Origin of the sequence: Agrobacterium fabrum str. C58 (assembly GCF_000092025.1) — a bacterium.
GTDB classification, from domain to species: Bacteria; Pseudomonadota; Alphaproteobacteria; order Rhizobiales; family Rhizobiaceae; genus Agrobacterium; species Agrobacterium fabrum.
Map to the genome: position 1 here is coordinate 1,357,847 of NC_003062.2, position 19,001 is coordinate 1,376,847.

19 protein-coding genes are annotated in these 19,001 nt (G+C 58.3%); 14 read left to right on the plus strand and 5 right to left on the minus strand.

The window, feature by feature from the left end; genetic code table 11:
* The first annotated feature begins 132 nt into the window (after positions 1-132).
* The 4 genes from clpS to ATU_RS06740 all read left to right on the plus strand — a co-directional run bounded on the left by clpS (position 133) and on the right by ATU_RS06740 (position 4,185).
* The gene (gene clpS / locus ATU_RS06725) at positions 133-486 is read left to right on the plus strand and encodes an ATP-dependent Clp protease adapter ClpS (protein WP_006312564.1); all 354 of its coding nucleotides are present in this window, start codon (positions 133-135) and stop codon (positions 484-486) included.
* 10 nt (positions 487-496) lie between these two features.
* Complete coding sequence (gene clpA, locus ATU_RS06730) at positions 497-3,007, plus strand: ATP-dependent Clp protease ATP-binding subunit ClpA (protein WP_010971565.1); 2,511 nt, start codon at positions 497-499, stop codon at positions 3,005-3,007.
* A 78-nt stretch (positions 3,008-3,085) separates the two neighbouring features.
* A complete protein-coding gene (locus ATU_RS06735; protein WP_010972657.1) occupies positions 3,086-3,844 on the plus strand; it encodes an AzlC family ABC transporter permease in 759 nt (252 codons plus the stop codon).
* Positions 3,841-4,185: an AzlD domain-containing protein gene (locus ATU_RS06740; protein WP_035256591.1), complete on the plus strand. Its 345-nt coding sequence runs from the start codon at positions 3,841-3,843 to the stop codon at positions 4,183-4,185. Before ATU_RS06735 ends, ATU_RS06740 begins: the two co-directional genes overlap by 4 nt.
* 12 nt (positions 4,186-4,197) lie before the next feature.
* Here ATU_RS06740 and ATU_RS06745 read toward each other — a convergent pair whose 3' ends face one another.
* On the minus strand, positions 4,198-5,064 hold the full coding sequence (locus ATU_RS06745; RefSeq protein WP_010971567.1) for a LysR substrate-binding domain-containing protein: 867 nt from the start codon (positions 5,062-5,064) through the stop codon (positions 4,198-4,200).
* Between the two features lie 110 nt (positions 5,065-5,174).
* Here ATU_RS06745 and ATU_RS06750 point away from each other — a divergent pair, with 110 nt between their 5' ends.
* Complete coding sequence (locus ATU_RS06750) at positions 5,175-6,026, plus strand: urea carboxylase-associated family protein (protein WP_010971568.1); 852 nt, start codon at positions 5,175-5,177, stop codon at positions 6,024-6,026.
* 126 nt (positions 6,027-6,152) lie between these two features.
* Here ATU_RS06750 and ATU_RS06755 read toward each other — a convergent pair whose 3' ends face one another.
* From ATU_RS06755 to ATU_RS06770, 4 genes are read right to left on the minus strand one after another with little or no spacing between them, the layout of a single operon-like run.
* Entirely contained in the window at positions 6,153-6,581 is a 429-nt protein-coding gene (locus ATU_RS06755; RefSeq protein ID WP_010971569.1) for an HIT family protein, read from the minus strand.
* 21 nt (positions 6,582-6,602) lie between these two features.
* The gene (locus ATU_RS06760) at positions 6,603-7,802 is read right to left on the minus strand and encodes a GNAT family N-acetyltransferase (protein WP_010971570.1); all 1,200 of its coding nucleotides are present in this window, start codon (positions 7,800-7,802) and stop codon (positions 6,603-6,605) included.
* The gene (locus ATU_RS06765) at positions 7,799-8,539 is read right to left on the minus strand and encodes a glycerophosphodiester phosphodiesterase (protein ID WP_035256593.1); all 741 of its coding nucleotides are present in this window, start codon (positions 8,537-8,539) and stop codon (positions 7,799-7,801) included. The genes ATU_RS06760 and ATU_RS06765 overlap by 4 nt, the downstream gene beginning before the upstream one ends.
* On the minus strand, positions 8,536-9,006 hold the full coding sequence (locus ATU_RS06770) for a RidA family protein (protein ID WP_010971572.1): 471 nt from the start codon (positions 9,004-9,006) through the stop codon (positions 8,536-8,538). The genes ATU_RS06765 and ATU_RS06770 overlap by 4 nt, the downstream gene beginning before the upstream one ends.
* A gap of 116 nt (positions 9,007-9,122) precedes the next feature.
* Between ATU_RS06770 and ATU_RS06775 the strand changes: the two genes are divergently transcribed.
* The 9 genes from ATU_RS06775 to bamA all read left to right on the plus strand — a co-directional run bounded on the left by ATU_RS06775 (position 9,123) and on the right by bamA (position 18,992).
* A complete protein-coding gene (locus ATU_RS06775) occupies positions 9,123-9,965 on the plus strand; it encodes a cell envelope integrity EipB family protein (protein WP_006312548.1) in 843 nt (280 codons plus the stop codon).
* 193 nt (positions 9,966-10,158) lie between these two features.
* Positions 10,159-10,926 (plus strand): 30S ribosomal protein S2, encoded by a 768-nt coding sequence (gene rpsB, locus ATU_RS06780; protein ID WP_006312546.1) that lies wholly within the window; start codon positions 10,159-10,161, stop codon positions 10,924-10,926.
* A gap of 359 nt (positions 10,927-11,285) precedes the next feature.
* On the plus strand, positions 11,286-12,212 hold the full coding sequence (gene tsf / locus ATU_RS06785) for a translation elongation factor Ts (protein ID WP_006312544.1): 927 nt from the start codon (positions 11,286-11,288) through the stop codon (positions 12,210-12,212).
* A gap of 97 nt (positions 12,213-12,309) precedes the next feature.
* A complete protein-coding gene (pyrH, locus tag ATU_RS06790) occupies positions 12,310-13,032 on the plus strand; it encodes a UMP kinase (RefSeq protein WP_003502561.1) in 723 nt (240 codons plus the stop codon).
* Between the two features lie 66 nt (positions 13,033-13,098).
* Positions 13,099-13,656, plus strand: coding sequence for a ribosome recycling factor (gene frr, locus ATU_RS06795; protein ID WP_006312543.1), 558 nt, complete (start codon positions 13,099-13,101; stop codon positions 13,654-13,656).
* Positions 13,657-13,720: 64 nt separating this feature from the next.
* Positions 13,721-14,464: an isoprenyl transferase gene (locus tag ATU_RS06800; protein WP_010971573.1), complete on the plus strand. Its 744-nt coding sequence runs from the start codon at positions 13,721-13,723 to the stop codon at positions 14,462-14,464.
* Complete coding sequence (locus ATU_RS06805; RefSeq protein WP_010971574.1) at positions 14,464-15,297, plus strand: phosphatidate cytidylyltransferase; 834 nt, start codon at positions 14,464-14,466, stop codon at positions 15,295-15,297. Before ATU_RS06800 ends, ATU_RS06805 begins: the two co-directional genes overlap by 1 nt.
* A 49-nt stretch (positions 15,298-15,346) precedes the next feature.
* Positions 15,347-16,468, plus strand: a complete 1,122-nt coding sequence (rseP, locus tag ATU_RS06810) for an RIP metalloprotease RseP (protein ID WP_162180308.1) — start codon at positions 15,347-15,349, stop codon at positions 16,466-16,468.
* Positions 16,469-16,667: 199 nt separating this feature from the next.
* Positions 16,668-18,992 (plus strand): outer membrane protein assembly factor BamA, encoded by a 2,325-nt coding sequence (bamA, locus tag ATU_RS06815; protein WP_006312538.1) that lies wholly within the window; start codon positions 16,668-16,670, stop codon positions 18,990-18,992.
* Positions 18,993-19,001 lie beyond the last annotated feature (9 nt).

Here is a 19,001-nt window from a genome sequence, read left to right on the forward strand (position 1 = left end):
AAACGCAATAGTGATTGCACCGTTGCACAAGGGGCTTAAAATCGCATCTTAACGACCTAGATATGGAGAGGCGAAGTTCTCCCTCCTGGCAATCAGCTGTCGGTTTGAGAATAGTTTGGAGAATGATGAAAGATGATCGCTAAGCCGATCTACATGCAGGGCGAGGGCGACGGGGAAGACGGCGGCACCAACCGCGGAACGTCTGTTATCACCCGCGTTAAGCCGAAAACGAAAAGACCGAATTTGTACCGTGTTCTTTTACTGAATGACGACTACACTCCCATGGAATTCGTCATCCATATTCTGGAGCGATTTTTCCAGAAGGATCGCGAGGCGGCAACCCGCATCATGCTGCACGTGCACCAGCACGGCGTGGGCGAATGTGGGGTGTTTACATATGAGGTCGCAGAGACGAAAGTAAGCCAGGTCATGGATTTCGCCCGACAGCACCAGCACCCGCTGCAGTGCGTCATGGAAAAGAAATGAGGATCGCAACGTGCCAACTTTTTCCCCAAGTCTCGAGAAGGCGCTGCACCAGGCACTGACCTTTGCGAATGAGCGTCACCACGAATATGCGACGCTCGAACACCTGCTTCTGGCGCTGATCGACGACGCGGATGCCGCCGCCGTTATGGCTGCCTGCAATGTCGATCTCGACGCGCTGCGCAAGACCGTCAGCGATTACGTCGACAATGAACTGACTAACCTCGTCACCGGTTATGACGAGGATTCCAAACCCACATCCGGCTTCCAGCGCGTCATCCAGCGCGCCGTCATCCATGTTCAGTCGTCCGGCCGCGAGGAAGTGACTGGCGCCAATGTGCTTGTGGCCATTTTTGCCGAGCGCGAAAGCCATGCCGCCTATTTCCTGCAGGAACAGGAAATGACCCGTTACGATGCGGTCAATTACATCTCTCACGGCATCGGCAAGCGTCCGGGCACGTCGCAGACGCGCGCGCCGCGCGGTGCCGATGAGCCCGAAAGCGAAAGCAAGCCCAGCCGCGGTAATCCCGAGGAAGACGGATCGTCCGCCAAGAAGCAGCAGGATGCGCTGAAGGCCTATTGCGTCAACCTCAACGACAAGGCGAGGAACGGCAAGATCGACCCGCTGATCGGCCGTCACGACGAGGTCAATCGCACCATCCAGATTCTCTGCCGCCGCTCCAAGAACAACCCGCTTTATGTGGGTGATCCGGGCGTGGGCAAGACGGCGATCGCCGAGGGCCTGGCCAAGCGTATCGTCGAAGGTAAGGTGCCGGAGGCGCTCGCCAATGACACCATCTTCTCGCTCGACATGGGCACGCTGCTTGCCGGCACCCGTTATCGCGGTGATTTCGAGGAGCGTCTGAAGCAGGTCGTCAAGGAACTGGAAGAGTTTCCGGGCGCGGTTCTGTTCATCGATGAAATCCATACCGTCATCGGTGCCGGCGCCACATCCGGCGGCGCGATGGATGCATCGAACCTGTTGAAGCCTGCGCTGTCATCGGGTGCTATCCGTTGCATCGGTTCGACCACCTACAAGGAATATCGCCAGTTCTTCGAAAAGGACCGCGCGCTGGTGCGTCGTTTCCAGAAGATCGACGTCAACGAGCCGTCGATCGATGATGCCATTGCGATCATGAAGGGTCTGAAGCCCTATTTCGAGGATTATCATCACCTCAGATATTCCAACGAGGCGATCAAGGCCGCCGTTGAATTGTCGGCTCGCTATATCTCCGACCGCAAGCTGCCGGACAAGGCGATCGACGTGATCGACGAGACAGGTGCCGCACAGATGCTGCTGCCAGCCTCCAAGCGCCGCAAGCTGATCACCGAACGGGAAATCGAGGCCACCATCGCGACGATGGCCCGCATTCCGCCGAAGACGGTTTCCAAGGATGACGAGATGGTTCTCGCCAATCTTGAAAAGGAACTGCGCTCGGTCGTTTATGGTCAGGACATCGCCATCGAGGCGCTGGCGACCGCCATCAAGCTGGCGCGTGCCGGCTTGCGCGAGCCGAACAAGCCGATCGGCTCCTATGTCTTCTCCGGCCCGACGGGCGTGGGCAAGACGGAAGTGGCCAAGCAGCTTGCCGCCTCGCTCGGTGTCGAGATGCTGCGCTTCGACATGTCGGAATATATGGAGCGCCATACCGTCTCACGTCTGCTCGGCGCACCTCCCGGTTATGTCGGCTTCGATCAGGGCGGTCTTTTGACCGACGGCGTCGATCAACATCCACATTCCGTGGTGCTGCTGGACGAAATCGAAAAGGCGCATCCTGATATCTACAACATCCTGTTGCAGGTGATGGACCACGGCTCGCTGACCGACCATAACGGCAAGAAGATCGACTTCCGCAACGTCATCCTGATCATGACGACCAATGCGGGTGCGTCCGAAATGGCGAAATCGGCGATCGGTTTCGGCTCTTCGCGCCGCACGGGTGAGGATGAAGAGGCGATCAACCGCCTGTTCACGCCGGAGTTCCGCAACCGTCTGGATGCGATCATTCCGTTCTCGCCGCTGCCAACAGCCGTTATACACAAGGTGGTGCAGAAGTTCGTCATGCAGCTGGAAACCCAGCTCTCCGAACGTAACGTCACCTTCGACCTGCATGAGGATGCGATCTCCTGGCTGGCGGAAAAGGGTTACGACGAAAAGATGGGTGCCCGCCCGCTGTCGCGCGTGATCCAGGAACACATCAAGAAGCCGCTCGCCAATGAAATCCTCTTCGGCAAGCTGAAGAAGGGTGGCGTCGTCAGTGTCACCGTTGGCAAGAAGGATGACGGCGCCGACGGTCTGATTCTCGAGGTTCTGCCGGAGACCGCGCCCGTGAAACCGCAGCCGGAAGCCGAGCTGAAGGCGGCGAAATCGCCGGGCAAGCCGAAAGCCAAAGCGAAAACGGCTTCCAAGGCGGCAAAGACTGCCGATGAGGCTGAGATTCTGGTGGCCGAGGCCGACAAGTCTGATGAGGACAAGCCGCGCCGCAAGACCAATACGGTGCCGAAAGTACCGAAGAAGAAGTAGTCCAGGTCTTTGACCTATAGACGGATGCCGGGCGAGAGCCCGGCATTTTCATGCCTGTCCATTCCTGATGGAATTCAAATGCAGACTGCCGAAAGCGACGTCATCCCCCTCAGCGGCTGGTTCTTCCGGGGAATGCGGGGCATTTTCTCGCTGCCCTCGCTCATTCTCATGACATCTTTTGTCGGTTTCAGCGCCTTTGCGCTGGAATCCGGGGTGGCGCGCGGCGAAGCGGTGTTCATGACGCTTGTCATCTGGGCCTTGCCGGCCAAGATGATCCTGATCGGCTCCATGGTCGGCGGCGCCAACCTTGCCGCCTGTTTTCTGGCGGTCACGCTGTCTTCGGTGCGGATGATGCCGATGGTCGCCTCCATCGTTCCGGAAATGCGCGGTGCGAAGACGCCGACATGGATCTTGCTGTTTCTCTCGCATTTCGTCGCGATCACGGCCTGGGTCTTCGCTACGCAAAATCTTTCAAAGGTGCCGCGTGAAGCACGCGCCGCCTGGTTCGCCGGTTTCGGCATCACGCTCACGGTCGTCAACGCCATCATCGTTGGCCTTTGTTACGGCGTGGTCGCCGCGTTTCCGCCGCTCGTTGCGGGTGTGCTGTTCTTTCTGACGCCGGTCTATTTCATCGCATCCATCTGGGCTTCGGCCCGCCATTCCGTCGTCAAGGTCGCCTTCGTCATCGGCGTGATTGCCGGACCCGCCTTTGCGTTGGTCGCACCGGAATTCGATATTCTCTATGCCGGTATCGGTGGCGGCACTTTGGCCTACGTCATCGATCGCTACGTTTTCCGCCGCCGGATCAAACCCGTCTCACCAGAGGGCGAACCATGATGACCGATAACTGGTGGGCGCCGTATCTGTTCATCGCCATCGCAGGCTGGCTGGCGACCGATCTCTGGCGCTGGCTCGGCGTCCTCGCCGGTAACCGGTTGAAAGAGGATTCCGAAGCGCTTTATTGGGTAAGGGCGGTCGCCACCGCACTGGTCATGGCCGTCACCGCCAAGCTCATCGTCTTTCCAACCGGATCGCTGGAAGCGTCGCCCATGTGGCTGCGCATCGGCGCGGCCATCCTCGGTTTCATCGCATTTCTAGTTGCCGGCCAGCGCGTCATCGTTGGCGTGGCGGTTCCAATTGTGCTTCTAGCGGCTGGGCTGTTTTTGCGCGGTTTTTAATGCCTGCTTGTTCTACTTCAGGTCGCTCCCGCGTGCTTCCGCCACCAACCAGTCAGCGAGAAGGCGCGCCGATGCGGTCATCTCTTCCGGTCGGATGAGCCAGTAATATTTATCCGTATCGACGGCCCGGTCGAAAAGCACTGTCAACTGGCCCTCGGCGATCTCTTTACGAAGAAGTGCCGTCGGGCAGAGGCCGATACCCTGTCCCGCTTTCAAGGCTGTAACCAGTAGATTAAAATCCGCGAAAATCGGACCTGCACCGTAAGGTAGCGACATGTCACCAACCGCAAACCAGTCTCTCCATGCCGTCTCGGTATCATCATGCAGCAGTTCCGCGCGTAACAGGCTGGCCTCGTCATTGAAGGGACCAGCACTGGCGATATAGCTGGGCGCGCAGGTTGGACGTGTTTCTGCGCTGAACAGGGCCACGGCATTTTCCCCGAAGGATATCCCATGCCCGATGGTGAGATCGGCTGCGCTTGTATGCTGCGCGCCGGAATAGCTGATCGACACCTGTATGTCTGGATGCGAGGCCCGGAAGCGGGGCAGCCGGGGCGTGAGAAAATGCGCCACTACCGAAGGCAGGCTGGCAAGGCGCACGGTCATGCGGTCGTGACCCCGGCGGATGCGCTCCGCGCCAGAAGCGATCTGCCGCAGGCTGCCCGAGACCGTGTTGCCAAATTCCATTCCGGCGGGGGTAAGCCTGACGCCGCGCGCGTGGCGCTCGAAAAGAGCGACCCCAAGCCATGCTTCCAGATTGCGCACATGCTGGCTCACCGCAGTGGCTGTCATGCCAAGTTCCTGCGCGGCCAGGGCAAAACTAGCCTTTCTGGCGGCGGATTCGAAAGCACGAAGGGTGGCGAGTGGTGGCAGTGTCATGATCGATGAGGCTAAGTGAGGCTTGGGCTGAGCGCAAGAAAAACCTGTCTTGTCAGCGGGGTGGACATGGCGCAATTATCACGTCGATTACGTCTTTCTCCGAGGATTTCATGACTACCATGCCTGCTGCCGAACCCGTGGATGCCGCCGAGCGCCGCGCCATCAGTCCTGTCGTTGTTTATCCGAACGGCACGCTGGAGGCCCCGGACCTTGCGCGTCTCGTGCAAGCAAAGAACGGTATGGAGAAGATCGATGAGGTCATCATACCCCCGCGTGGCGGCCGCACCTTCACTGTACCCAAGGGGCATTTTTTCCGTATCGTCAGCATCGAAGGCCCGCAGGTGGGGGATTTGAATCTCTGGAACGCCCATGATCTGAACGAGCGCTTTTTCAGCGGGAAGACGCGCGCGTTGCATGCCACCCATGTTTCCGTCGGCAACCGGCTGTGGAGCAACCTGCCATCCCTGCGGCCGATGGCGACAATCACCCATGATACGCTGTCATGGTATGGCTTCGACGAGGATGGCGGCGGTGTGCATGATGTGATCGGCACCCGCTGCGATCCCTATACCAACAAGCTGCTGAGCGGTGGCGATTATCACCATTGTTGCCATTCGAACCTGACAAACGCGCTCGCTTCCGCCAGGGGCCTGTCGTTCCGAGAGGCCGAGCCGCATGTGCATGATGTGCTGAATGTCTTCATGTGCACCGGTTTCACCCGCGATACACACCAATATTTCATGAAGGCGAGCCCGGTGCGGCCGGGTGACTATTTGGAATTATTCGCGGAAATTGACCTCATCGGTGCGCTTTCCGCCTGCCCGGGCGGCGATTGCAGCGCCACGCATTCAAGTGACATGGCGGCCTGTTATCCGCTGAAGGTGGAAATTTTTCGGCCGGATATGGCCGTGCTGGTAGGCTGGCCGTGGCCGGATCGGAATGCCTACCGTCCTGTCGAGTGATAGGTCAGAAAACCTATCCTCCGTCATGCTCGGGCCTGTCCCGAGCATCTGCAACCGATTGATTTCACGATACGTGGTTAGATCCTCGGCACAAGGCCGAGGATGACGTTGCGTGTTTAGCCAGCGTCACGAAGCAAGCGCCGCCCTTATCTTCTCCGCATGAGCCTTCAGCACCTCGCCGTCGGCCATGGCACCGGAATGCGGTTTCAACGGCTCGCCTTCCTTGCGCGGAATGACGTGGAAATGCAGGTGGAACACCGTCTGGCCGGCCGCCGGTTCGTTGAACTGCGCGACGAAGACGCCATCCGCATTGAAAGCTTCCTTGGCGGCTACGGCGAGTTTCTGCACCACGGCAATGGTTCTTGCCAGCACTTGAGGGTCGGCATCGAGCAGATTGCGGGAGCCGGTCTTGGGAACGACGAGCAGATGGCCGGGTGCCTGCGGCATCACATCCATGAAGGCCAGCGTATGCTCATCTTCATAAAGCTTGTGGCTCGGAATTTCGCCGCGCAGGATTTTTGCGAAGATATTGTTGTCGTCATAGGCGCTGGCCATCGGTGATCTCCTCGTCGCGGACTATGCGTCCGGTTCGTGTTCCTGTCTCTCGCCCTTGCGGAAGGGCGTGTGTTCATCAAGATAATCGCCGATATGCTCGACTTCTTCGCGCTCGCGCTGAAGATAATCGGCAATGGCGCGGCGCAGGCCCGGATGGGCGATGAAATGCGCCGAATGGGTAGTGACCGGCACATAACCACGCGCCAGCTTGTGTTCGCCCTGCGCACCGGCTTCCACCCGTTTCAATCTCTTCGCCAGCGCGAAATCGATCGCCTGATGATAACAGACCTCGAAATGCAGGAAGGGATGATCCTCGATGCAGCCCCAGTGGCGGCCATAAAGTGCATCCGAACCGATGAAATTGATCGCCCCGGCAATGTAGCGCCCCTCGCGTTTGGCCATCACCAGCAGCACATCATCGGCCATGCGCTCGCCGATCAGCGAGTAGAACTTCCGCGTCAGATAGGGCCGGCCCCATTTGCGGCTGCCGGTATCCATGTAGAAGGCGAAGAACTGGTCCCAGATATCTTCGGTCAGATCGCTTCCGGTCAGCCAGTCGATCTCGATGCCATGTTCCAGCGCGGCGCGGCGTTCCTTTTTCAGCCCCTTGCGTTTGCGCGAGGAGAGGGCGTCGAGAAAATCATCGTGGTCGCGATAACCGTGATTGATGAAGTGGAACTGCTGGTCTTTCCTGTGCAGGAAATCGCGCGGCAGCAGGGCAGACAGATCATCCTCTTCCAGAAACGTGACATGCGCGGAGGAAACGCCGATCTTTTCCGTTACCTGCGCGAGACCAGAGGCCAGAAGCGGCTTGAAGCGCGTGGCATCCACGGCTTCGGAAACAAGCAGCCTCGGCCCGGTCGCAGGCGTGAAGGGAACCGAACATTGCAGTTTTGGATAATAGTGACCACCGGCCCGTTCAAAAGCGTCCGCCCAGCCGTGGTCGAAGACATATTCGCCCTGACTGTGGTTCTTCAGATAGGCCGGCACAGCGCCGACGAGCATTCCCACGGCATCTTCCAGCAGCAAGTGATGGCCAAGCCAGCCGGTCTTTGCCGTCGCCGAGCCGGAATCCTCCATGGAGGATAAAAACGCATGAGAAATAAAGGGGTTGTAGTATTTTTCTGACGTATTGCGCGAAACTCCGGAAAGCTGGTTCCAGCTTTCCGGATCGATATCCGTGAAGGATTGCGCAACGCGTATTGAATAATCTTCTGTCATGCCGTGGCGGACGGGTTCTCTCTCGGGTCGAAACCTTCGAATGTCATCTGGTCCGCATATTTATAGGTAGTCGCGCGCGCATTTTCATCCCTTACCGTCCAGGTAATCACCGGAAGCCCGAGTTTTCTTTGCGCTTCGATGAAGCTGTTGGGCAGATGACCCCAATGATAGGAGATGAAATCGAGCCCCAGCTGCATCGCTTCGTCATGCCTGAAGAAATCTTCCGGCTTGTCGCCTTCCGCCGTGAGCCCAAGCGGCCAGGGCGAGCCCGCAGCCTTCAGGTCTTTCAGCAGATGATGATCGAAGCTCATCAGCGCCACATGGCCCTTGTAGCCCTCGAGGTCCTCCAGCACCGCTTCGGCAAAACCATCGTCGACGCCTTCGCCTTCACGGCCTTTCAGCTCGATGACGAGCGGCACCTTGCCGGCGCAGAGTGTCAGAAGCTGCTTGAGGGTGGGGACGCGGTCCTTGGTCTGCCCAACGGAGAGCATCGCCAGTTCGGCTGACGTGCGTTCGCGCACATCGCCCTTGATGCCGGTCAGCCTTTCTAGATCGTGGTCATGGAAAACCACCGGCACGCTGTCGGCGGCCAGCTGCACGTCGCATTCGATGGCGAAACCGGCCTCGATGGCGCGGGAAAAGGCGGAAATCGTGTTTTCCCAGACCGCCTTGTTGAGATCATGATAGCCACGATGGGCGACGGGTTGAGCCGTCAACCAGGAAAGCTTGAGCGTCATACGTCGATTTCCACGATGGCGTCGATTTCGACTGACGCATTGAAGGGCAGGGACGCCATGCCGACGGCCGCGCGGGCATGTCTGCCGGGCTCACCGAGAACTGTGGCAATGAGATTGGAAGCGCCGTTGATGACGAGATGCTGCTCCACGAACTCCGGAACGGACGCAACGAAGCCATTCAGCTTGATGACGCGGCGGATTTTCGAGAGGTCGCCATTCAAAGCGGCCTTGACCTGTGCGAGAATGTTGACGGCGCATAATTCGGCCGCGCGCTGGGCGCTTGCAACGTCGACATCGCGGCCAACGAGGCCTGTCACCGCAATCTTGCCCGATTCCATCGGCAGTTGACCTGATACATAAAGAAGATTGCCGCTGATGGTGAACGGAACGTAGTTTGCGGCTGGTGCTGCGGCGACAGGAAGCGTAAAGCCAAGTTCCTTGAGGCGGCCTTCGATGACGTCAGACATTTTCGTCTCCGGTTTTGTTGTAAATCCTTCAAGAATCCGGCATTCAGAAGATGTTGATCCAAAAGCCGGGCGGTTGCTTGTACAATATGAGCAGCGAGTCCAACAGGAGATATTGCATGTTTGTCAGGACGCTTGGTTTCGTTGCCGCAACAGGGCTTATGACCGGCCTGTCAAACGCTGCCAATGCCTTGCCCATCGCGGTTCCGGATCTCGTCGCCCATCGCGCCGTCTACGATCTCGAGCTCAAGGATGCGTCGGACCGCTCCGGCATCGAGGGCATGACCGGCCGCATGGTTTATGAATTCACCGGCTCGGCCTGTCAGGGTTACAAGACGGATTTCCGCTTCGTGACGCAGATCAACACCGGCGATGCGGTTCGCATGACCGACCAGCAGACCAAGACCTTCGAGGACCTCGCTGCCAAGAAGTTCACCTTCGAGACCAAGTCCTACACCGATGACAAGCTGGACAAGGAAGTGCAGGGAGCTGCAATCGACGGCACCGATGGCGTGAAGGTCGATCTGACCCGCCCGGATGCCCGACAGGTCAGTCTCGTCGCCAGCGAATTCCCGACGCAGCACATGTTCCAGGTCATCGAGCATGCGAAACAGGGAAAACGCATTTTCGAATCGCGCATTTTCGATGGTTCGGATGATGGTGATGAAAGCCTGATCACGTCCACACTGGTCGGCAAGTCGCAGATGCCGAAGGATGGCGATGCCGACGCCGGCAAGGCTGGAGAATTCGCCAAGGCGGCATTCTGGCCGGTGACCATCGCTTACTACAACGACAAGACCGGCACCGACGCCCTGCCGATCTACCGCATGTCGTTCAAGCTTTACGAAAACGGAATCACCCGCGATCTGACGATGGATTACGGCGATTTCGTCCTGACGGGAAAGCTTGCGAAGCTTGATATTCTCAAGCCCGAAACCTGCGAAAATAAACCGGTTCGCTGAAACGCGGGCCATTCTTGCGGTTTTTTCGCATAAATGCTTGCATTTTCATGCGGGCGACTGTATGCGGCTCACCATTCCACACGCGAAGCTTGGGATGTTCCGGGAGAAATCCGGTCCGTTCCGCCCGGTGGTATCGATGAAAATCGGTGCTGTTCGCTTCGCGGGGGTTAAACCGGAAAAGGAGTAACAAGGCATGGCATTGCCCGATTTTTCTATGCGTCAGCTTCTCGAAGCTGGTGTTCACTTTGGTCACCAGACGCATCGCTGGAACCCGAAGATGAAGCCGTACATCTTCGGCGACCGTAACAACATCCACATCATCGACCTGGCTCAGACCGTTCCGATGCTTTCGCGCGCCCTTCAGGTCGTGTCCGACACCGTTGCCCGTGGCGGCCGCGTTCTGTTCGTTGGCACCAAGCGCCAGGCGTCGGAAATCATTGCCGACAGCGCAAAGCGTTCGGCCCAGTACTACGTCAACTCCCGCTGGCTCGGCGGCATGATGACCAACTGGAAGACCATTTCGAACTCGATCCAGCGTCTGCGCAAGGTTGACGAAATCCTGAACTCGGAAGGCTCCGGCTATTCCAAGAAAGAGCGTCTGACCCTCGAGCGCGAACGCGAAAAGCTTGAAAAGGCTCTCGGCGGTATCCGCGATATGGGCGGCGTTCCGGACCTGATGTTCATCATCGACACCAACAAGGAAAAGATCGCGATCGAAGAAGCCAAGCGTCTTGGCATTCCGGTCGTTGCGATCATCGACAGCAACTGCGACCCGGATCACATCGACTATCCGATCCCCGGTAACGACGATGCCTCGCGCGCCATCTCGCTTTATTGCGACCTGATCGCCCGCGCTGCCATCGACGGTATCGCACGTCAGCAGGGCGCTTCCGGCCGCGACATCGGCGCTTCTGAAGAAGCTCCGATTGAGCCCGCTCTCGAAGACGAGGCTGGCGCCTGATTTAGGCCCTGTCTGGCGGCGATTTTTTAATCACCGTCTCCTCGACCAGGATATGACAAGGCCGTCAAAGACCTTCAATGGGTTGACGGCCTTGTTCGTTTCTAACCGCTCCGCCATGTGTTTTTCTAAAACCGAAGGCGTCCGATGTGGTTGGAACGGCAGGCAGTCTTCATAACGCTGTCACACTAGAGCGGCACCCATCATTTCGATGTATGGCGACGCCGCAGCACTTGGGAATGCGCATGCCCATCCCGGAACCTCCGGGTTTCAAAGGGTGTGCGGCCGGGTACAGTCATCACCCAGAACTTCGGCACGGCAAATTCCGCCGACTGACCGATCGAACCGATAAGAGGCAAACAATGACCGAAATCACAGCCGCAATGGTGAAGGAACTGCGCGAGAAGTCTGGCGCAGGCATGATGGACTGCAAGAAGGCTCTTGCTGAAACCAATGGCGACATGGAAGCGGCAATCGACTGGCTGCGCGCCAAGGGCATCGCAAAGGCCGACAAGAAGTCCGGCCGCACGGCTGCCGAAGGTCTGATCGGCGTTGCCACCATGGGTCACAAGGCTGTTGTTGTCGAACTCAACTCCGAAACCGACTTCGTTGCCCGTAACGACGCGTTCCAGGACCTCATCCGCGGTATTGCGCAGGTTGCTCTGACAACCGACGGCACCGTTGACGCTGTTTCCGCTGCGACCTATCCGGCAACCGGCAAGTCTGTTGCCGACAGCATCAAGGACGCGATTGCGACCATCGGCGAAAACATGACGCTGCGCCGCTCGGCTGCACTCGAAGTGCCGCACGGTGTTGTTGCGACCTACGTCCACAACGCTGCCGGCGACGGCATCGGCAAGCTCGGCGTTCTGGTTGCCCTGAAGTCGGAAGGCGACAAGGCCGTTCTGAACTCCATCGGCCGTCAGGTTGCCATGCACATCGCTGCGACCAACCCGCTCGCCATCCGCGCTGAAGAAGTCGACGCCGCTGTTGCTGAACGCGAGCGCAACGTCTTCATCGAACAGGCCCGCGAATCCGGCAAGCCGGAAGCCATCATCGAAAAGATGGTTGATGGCCGTATGCGCAAGTTCTTCGAAGAAGTCGCCCTTCTGTCGCAGGCTTTCGTTATCAACCCTGACATCACTGTCGGCGCTGCCATCAAGGAAGTCGAAAAGGAAGCCGGCGCTTCCATCGAAGTGACGGGCATGGTTCGCCTGCTGCTCGGCGAAGGCGTCGAAAAGGAAGAAAGCGATTTCGCGGCAGAAGTCGCAGCCGTCGCCAAGGGCTGATTATATTTACCCAATCTTGGGAAAACGGGAGGGCATCGCGTGACAACGCGGTGCCCTTCGTGTATCCGCGTTTCGGTTACATTTCCGAGGAGTCATGATGTCTTCCAAGCCGATCTACAAACGTGTTCTTCTCAAGGCTTCCGGTGAAGCCCTCATGGGCGACCAGGGTTTCGGTATCGATGTGGCGGTGGCCGACCGTATCGCCTCCGATATTGCCGAGGCGAGGGCGATGGGCGTTGAAGTCGGCGTCGTCGTCGGCGGTGGCAATATTTTCCGCGGCGTCGCCGTGGCGTCCAAGGGCGGCGACCGCGTCACCGGCGACCATATGGGCATGCTGGCAACCGTCATCAACGCGCTAGCACTTGCAACCTCGCTGCGCAAGCTCAGCATCGACACGGTCGTTCTCTCGGCAATCGCGATGCCGGAAATCTGTGAGAGCTTCTCGCAGCGCGCTGCCCTTCACCATCTGGCCCAGGGTCGCGTGGTGATTTTTGCCGGCGGCACGGGCAACCCGTTCTTCACCACCGATTCTGCCGCAGCCTTGCGCGCCGCGGAAATGGGCGCCGAGGCGATCTTCAAGGGTACCCAGGTGGATGGCATCTATTCCGCCGACCCGAAGAAGGATCCGACAGCCACCCGTTTCGACGAGCTGACCCATAGCGAAGTGCTCGGCAAGGGGCTGGCGGTGATGGATATCGCAGCTGTTGCTCTCGCTCGCGAAAACCACATCCCGATCATCGTTTTCTCGATCCACGAGAAGGGCGGTTTCGCGCAGATATTGACCGGCGGTGGTCGCAAGACCATCGTGCACGACAAATAATCAAAAAACGACGTCGCCTCCGGGGCGGATTCCGGCCGCCTTGGCCGATAGAGATGGAGTATCAAGATGAGTGGTATTGACCTCAACGATATCAAGCGCCGCATGGATGGTGCCATCAATGCATTCAAGAGCGATATCGCATCGCTGCGCACCGGCCGCGCTTCGGCCAATATTCTCGACCCGGTGACCATCGATGCCTACGGCTCGCGTGTTCCGCTCAACCAGGTTGCGAACATCACCGTTCCGGAGCCGCGCATGCTCGGCGTCAACATCTGGGACAAGTCGATGGTCAATGCCGTCGACCGCGCGATCCGCGAATCCAATCTCGGTCTCAACCCGATCGTGGACGGCCAGAACCTCAGAATTCCGCTGCCTGAACTCAACGAAGAGCGCCGCAAATCGCTCGTCAAGGTGGCCCACGAGTATTCCGAAAAAGCAAAAGTGGCGATTCGCCATGTGCGCCGGGACGGCATGGACGGCCTGAAAAAAGCCGAAAAAGACGGCGATATCGGTCAGGACGAAAGCCGTGGACAGTCGGAAAAAGTGCAGAAAATGACCGACGACACGATTTCGGAAATTGACCGCTTGCTTGCCGAGAAGGAAAAGGAAATCATGCAGGTCTGATATCGCTCGCGATAGACCTGTATTTTATTCGTTTTAATTCCGCGCTGCCTGTTACTGGATCGATATGCCGACGACGACACGTTCCTCCATACCCGAGCACGTCGCCATCATCATGGATGGCAATGGCCGCTGGGCAAAGCAGCGCGGACTTCCGCGCGTGATGGGGCATCGCCGTGGGGTTGAGGCCGTGCGCGAGACTGTGCGTGCGGCAGGCGACTGCGGTATCAGCTATCTCACGCTGTTCGCTTTCTCCTCGGAAAACTGGCGCAGACCCGAATCCGAGGTGAGCGATCTGATGGGCCTTCTGAAGGCCTTCATCCGTCGCGACCTTGCGGAACTTCATCGCGAAAATGTCCGCGTGCGGATCATCGGCGACCGGCAGGGGCTGAAGACCGATATACGCTCTCTCCTCGAAGAGGCGGAGCAGATGACGGCTGGCAATACCAAGCTGACGCTGGTGATCGCCTTTAATTACGGCAGCCGTGACGAGATTACCCGCGCGACAGCGTCAATCGCCCGTGATGTCGCCGAAGGCCGGCTCAGTGCTGACGCCATTACGCCTGAGATGATTTCGTCGAGGCTCGATACATCGGGAATGCCGGATCCGGATCTCATCATCCGCACCAGCGGCGAGGAGCGCCTGTCGAACTTCCTGCTCTGGCAGGCAGCCTATTCCGAGTTCCTGTTCGTGCCGGAATATTGGCCCGACTTCGACCGCCAGCGGTTCTTCTCCGCAATTGAGCAATATGCAACGCGTGACCGCCGCTTCGGTGCTCTGGCCGAGCAGGTTGCCGTGGCAGGCGCCTGATGAGCCGTGAACTCAAACTGCGGATCGTGTCCGCAATCGTCATGGCCGCGGTCATTCTGGCCGCGACCTGGTATGGTGGCATTCTGTTCCGCATCGTTGCGGGGCTTCTGGCGATCCTCATCTATTATGAGTGGTCGACGATTACCCGGATGTCGGAGACCAACTCGACCGGCAATGCCTGGGGCTGGTTTGCGGTTGCCGTCATCGCCGGCAATACGATCTTCGGCGAGTCCTCGCTCGATCTGCCGCTTTTATCCGGCTTCACGCTGACTGCGGCGCTGTTTCCGGTTTTGCGCGGCAAGAACTGGTGGCTGGTGGGCGGCATTTTTTACGCGGGACTGAGCGGCATATCGCTAGCGGCTATCCGCGGTGACGAACTGGCCGGGTTCGCTTCCATCCTGTTCATTTTCGCCGTCGTCTGGTCGACGGATATCCTGGCCTATTTCGTTGGACGCGCCATTGGCGGGCCGAAACTTGCGCCTTCGATTTCGCCCGGCAAGACCTGGTCCGGCGCCGTTGGTGGTGCTGTGGCGGCGGTGATCGGCGGCGCTGCGGTCTCCATGGCCTATCACGGCAGGATCAGCCTGCTGCTTGTTGGGCTCGCACTCGTCCTTTCGGTATTCAGCCAGATCGGCGATCTCTTTGAATCCTTCGTGAAACGTCGTTTCCAGGTCAAGGATTCCAGCCATCTCATTCCTGGCCATGGCGGCTTCATGGACCGTGTTGACGGTCTTGTTTTCGCCTGCTTTACGGTATTCCTCATAGCTTTCGTGCATGCGGCGGCAACCGGAGACGTGCCCGGATCGGGCGGCGGTCTGCTGCCGGGTTTCTAGGCGTCGCGATAGGTCACGACATAAAGGGCAGATTGTCATGAACACAATAATGGCGGCGACGGGCTTTCTGACCGGCTATATAGTGCCCTTTATACTGGTGCTTTCCCTGCTCGTTTTCGTTCATGAGATGGGGCATTACCTTGTCGGCCGCTGGTGCGGCATCCGATCCACCGCATTCTCCATCGGCTTCGGCCCCGAGCTCATCGGTTTCACCGACAAGCGCGGCACGCGATGGAAGCTTTCGGCAATTCCGCTCGGCGGCTATGTCAAGTTCTTTGGCGACGAAGATGCGGCGAGCAAGTCGGATAGTTCCGGCCTGTCGCATATGTCGCTGGAGGAGAGGGCGCAGACGCTTTCCGGCGCAAAGCTGTGGAAAAGGGCGGCCACGGTTGCTGCCGGCCCGATTGCAAATTTCATTCTCGCAATTCTCATTTTTGCGGTGCTTTTCGGCATCTACGGCCGGATGATCGCTGATCCTGTCGTGGCGGAGGTGCGTGAAAACAGCGCCGCCGCAACAGCCGGCGTAAAACCCGGCGACCGGCTGGTGGCGATCGATGGCGAAAAAGTGATGACCTTCGAGGATGTCCGCCGTTATGTCGGCATCAGGCCGGGCACGCCGATTACGGTAACCGTCGAAAGGGCAGGCGAGGAACTCAAGCTGCCTATGGTCCCGACCCGTACCGAAACCACAGACCAGTTCGGTAACAAGCTGGAAATGGGTATCATCGGCATCGTCACCGACCAGACCAGCGGCAATTTCCGGCACATCGAATATTCGCCGTCAGAGGCGGTGGCTGAGGGCGTGCGCGAAACGGGCCACGTCATCACCGGCACTTTCAACTATATCGGCAATCTCGTGACAGGGCGCATGAATGCCGATCAGCTCGGTGGCCCCGTGCGTGTCGCGCAGGCATCCGGCCAGATGGCGACGCTCGGCATTTCCGCCGTTATCCAGCTCGCCGCCGTCCTTTCCGTCTCGATCGGTCTGTTGAACCTCATGCCTGTTCCGGTGCTGGACGGTGGCCATCTGGTATTCTACGCCATCGAGGCCATCCGCGGCAGGCCGCTCGGTGCGGGGGCGCAGGAAGTGGCGTTCCGTATCGGCATGATGATGATTCTGGGTCTGATGGTTTTTGCAACATGGAATGATATCAGCAGCTTGATCGGCTGAGGATTGTGTTTTAACGGTTTTGTTAGTTATTTGTTTACCGTGTTTTTATGCCGAAGTGGCGAATGAGCCACTCTGGAGCACGAAGTAAACAGAATTTAACGTTCACGCTTGCTTGTAGGGGAAAAGCAGGTAAAACGACGCACATGGCCGGAGTCGGGTTCCGCCCGCTGAGGGACAACGTAAAAAGGTAAGAATTGAAATGAAGGCTGGTTCAAGATTTTTGAACGCTGTGTCGGCGGTTGCTCTGTCTGCCGGTGTTTCTTCGGTTGCGGGCCTTGGCGTGCTTGCCTCTGCTGGCGTTGCAAATGCAGCCGTCATCAGCAAGATTGACGTTCGCGGGGCCGAACGGTCCGGTGCGGACTCCGTGCGCTCCAACATCACCATTGCGCCGGGTAAGAATTTTTCCAATTCCGACATCGATGAATCGGTGAAGCGTCTTTACGCCACCGGTTACTTCTCGAATGTCTCCATGCGCGTTTCCGGCAGCACGCTGGTCGTGACGGTCAATGAGAACCAGCTTGTCAACCAGGTTGTCTTCAACGGTAACCGCAAGATCAAGGACGACAAGCTCGCCGGCATCGTGCAGACCCAGCCGATGGGCCCGTTCAACCAGGCAATCGTGACGGCGGATATCGCCCGCATCAAGGAAGCCTATTCCGCTATCGGTCGCAGCGATGTGGAAATCACCACGCAGACCGTGTCTGTCGGCCAAGGTCGTGTGAATATTGCTTTCGTCATCAACGAAGGTGAACGCACAAAGATAGGCCGCATCGATTTCATCGGCAACAATTCCTATAGCGACGGTCGTCTGGCCGCTGTGATCAATACCAAGAAGTCCAACATGCTGTCGTTCCTGACACGCAAGGACGTCTATAACGAGGACAAGCTGCGCGCCGACGAAGAGGCGCTGCGCCAGTTCTATTACAATCGCGGTTATGCCGACTTCCGGGTCGTGTCCTCCGACGCGGTGCTGGACGAGTCCAAAAACGAATACACCATCTCCATCACGGTCGACGAAGGCAAGAAGTATGACTTCGGCAACGTCGCAGTCGAATCGACTGTTCCGGGTGTTGACGGTTCCGAACTTCAGGGCCTCGTGGAAACCCGCCAGGGTGCAAGCTACAGCGCCAAGGAAGTTCAGCAGAGCATGGAAGCGATTTCCAAGCGCGTTGCCGGTGAAGGTTATCCCTTCGCCCGCGTTACGCCGCGCGGCGACCGTGATATGTCTGGCAACACCATTGGCGTGACCTACATCGTCGATCAGGGTGAGCGCGCTTACGTCGAGCGTATCGAAATCCGCGGCAACACCCGTACGCGTGATTACGTCATTCGCCGCGAATTCGATATTTCTGAAGGCGATGCGTTCAATCAGACGATCATCACCGCTGCAAAGCGCCGCCTTGAAGCGCTCGGTTATTTCTCCAAGGTCAATATCTCGACCGCCGGCGGCAGCGCGCCTGACCGCGTCGTGATCGTGGTCGACGTTGAAGACCAGTCGACCGGCTCGTTCGGTATCGGTGCGGGTTACTCGCAGAACGACGGCGTGCTGCTCGAGGCATCGGTCGAAGAAAAGAACTTCCTCGGTCGCGGCCAGTACATCCGTGTTGCTGCCGGTGCTGGCGAAGACGATGCGCGTACCTACTCGCTGTCCTTTACCGAGCCCTATTTCCTCGGTTACCGTCTGGCGGCTGGTTTCGATCTCTTCAAAAACCAGAGCAAGAGCGAAGACTATTACAACTACGACGAACAGGGTTTCGCACTGCGCGTAACAGCGCCGATCACCGAGAACCTGTCGACGACGTTCAAGTATACCTATAAGCAGATCAATTATGAAGGTAAGGGCGACTGGCAGAACAACGCCAATCTCGCAGAACCGTATCAGGCTCTGATCCGCGGTGAGGACTGGACCCAGTCCATCCTTTCGAACACGCTGAACTACAATACGCTCGATGACCGCAACATGCCGCGTGAAGGCTGGCAGGCTGCGTTGACGAACGAATTTGCAGGCCTCGGCGGTGATTCCGAATACTACAAAATCTATGCCAAGGCGCGGTACTACTACACGCTGTCCGACGAATACGATGTTATCGGTTCGCTCACCGGCCAGGCGGGTCATGTCATGCCGACAGGTGACAATCTGCTCGTCTTCGACCAGTTCAAGTTCGGCGGTCGTCAGGTTCGCGGCTTTAAGAACGATGGTATCGGCCCGCGCATCGGTTCGGACTCCATCGGCGGCACGACATACTTCGCAGCGTCTGCGGAAGTCACCGCTCCGATGCCTGGTGTTCCGGAAGACTTCGGCCTGCGTCTTGCTGGTTTCGTCGATGCCGGTACGATGTATGGCAACAAGGTCTCTACATCGCAGACCGTCAAGGATGACAACTCCATCCGTGCATCCGCCGGTATCGGTGTGATGTGGGCGTCGCCCTTCGGTCCGATCCGCGTTGACTACGCTATTCCGATTGCCAAGGAAGACTACGACGAGGAACAGCGTTTCCGGTTTGGCATGTCCAACACTTTCTGATATCGGCAG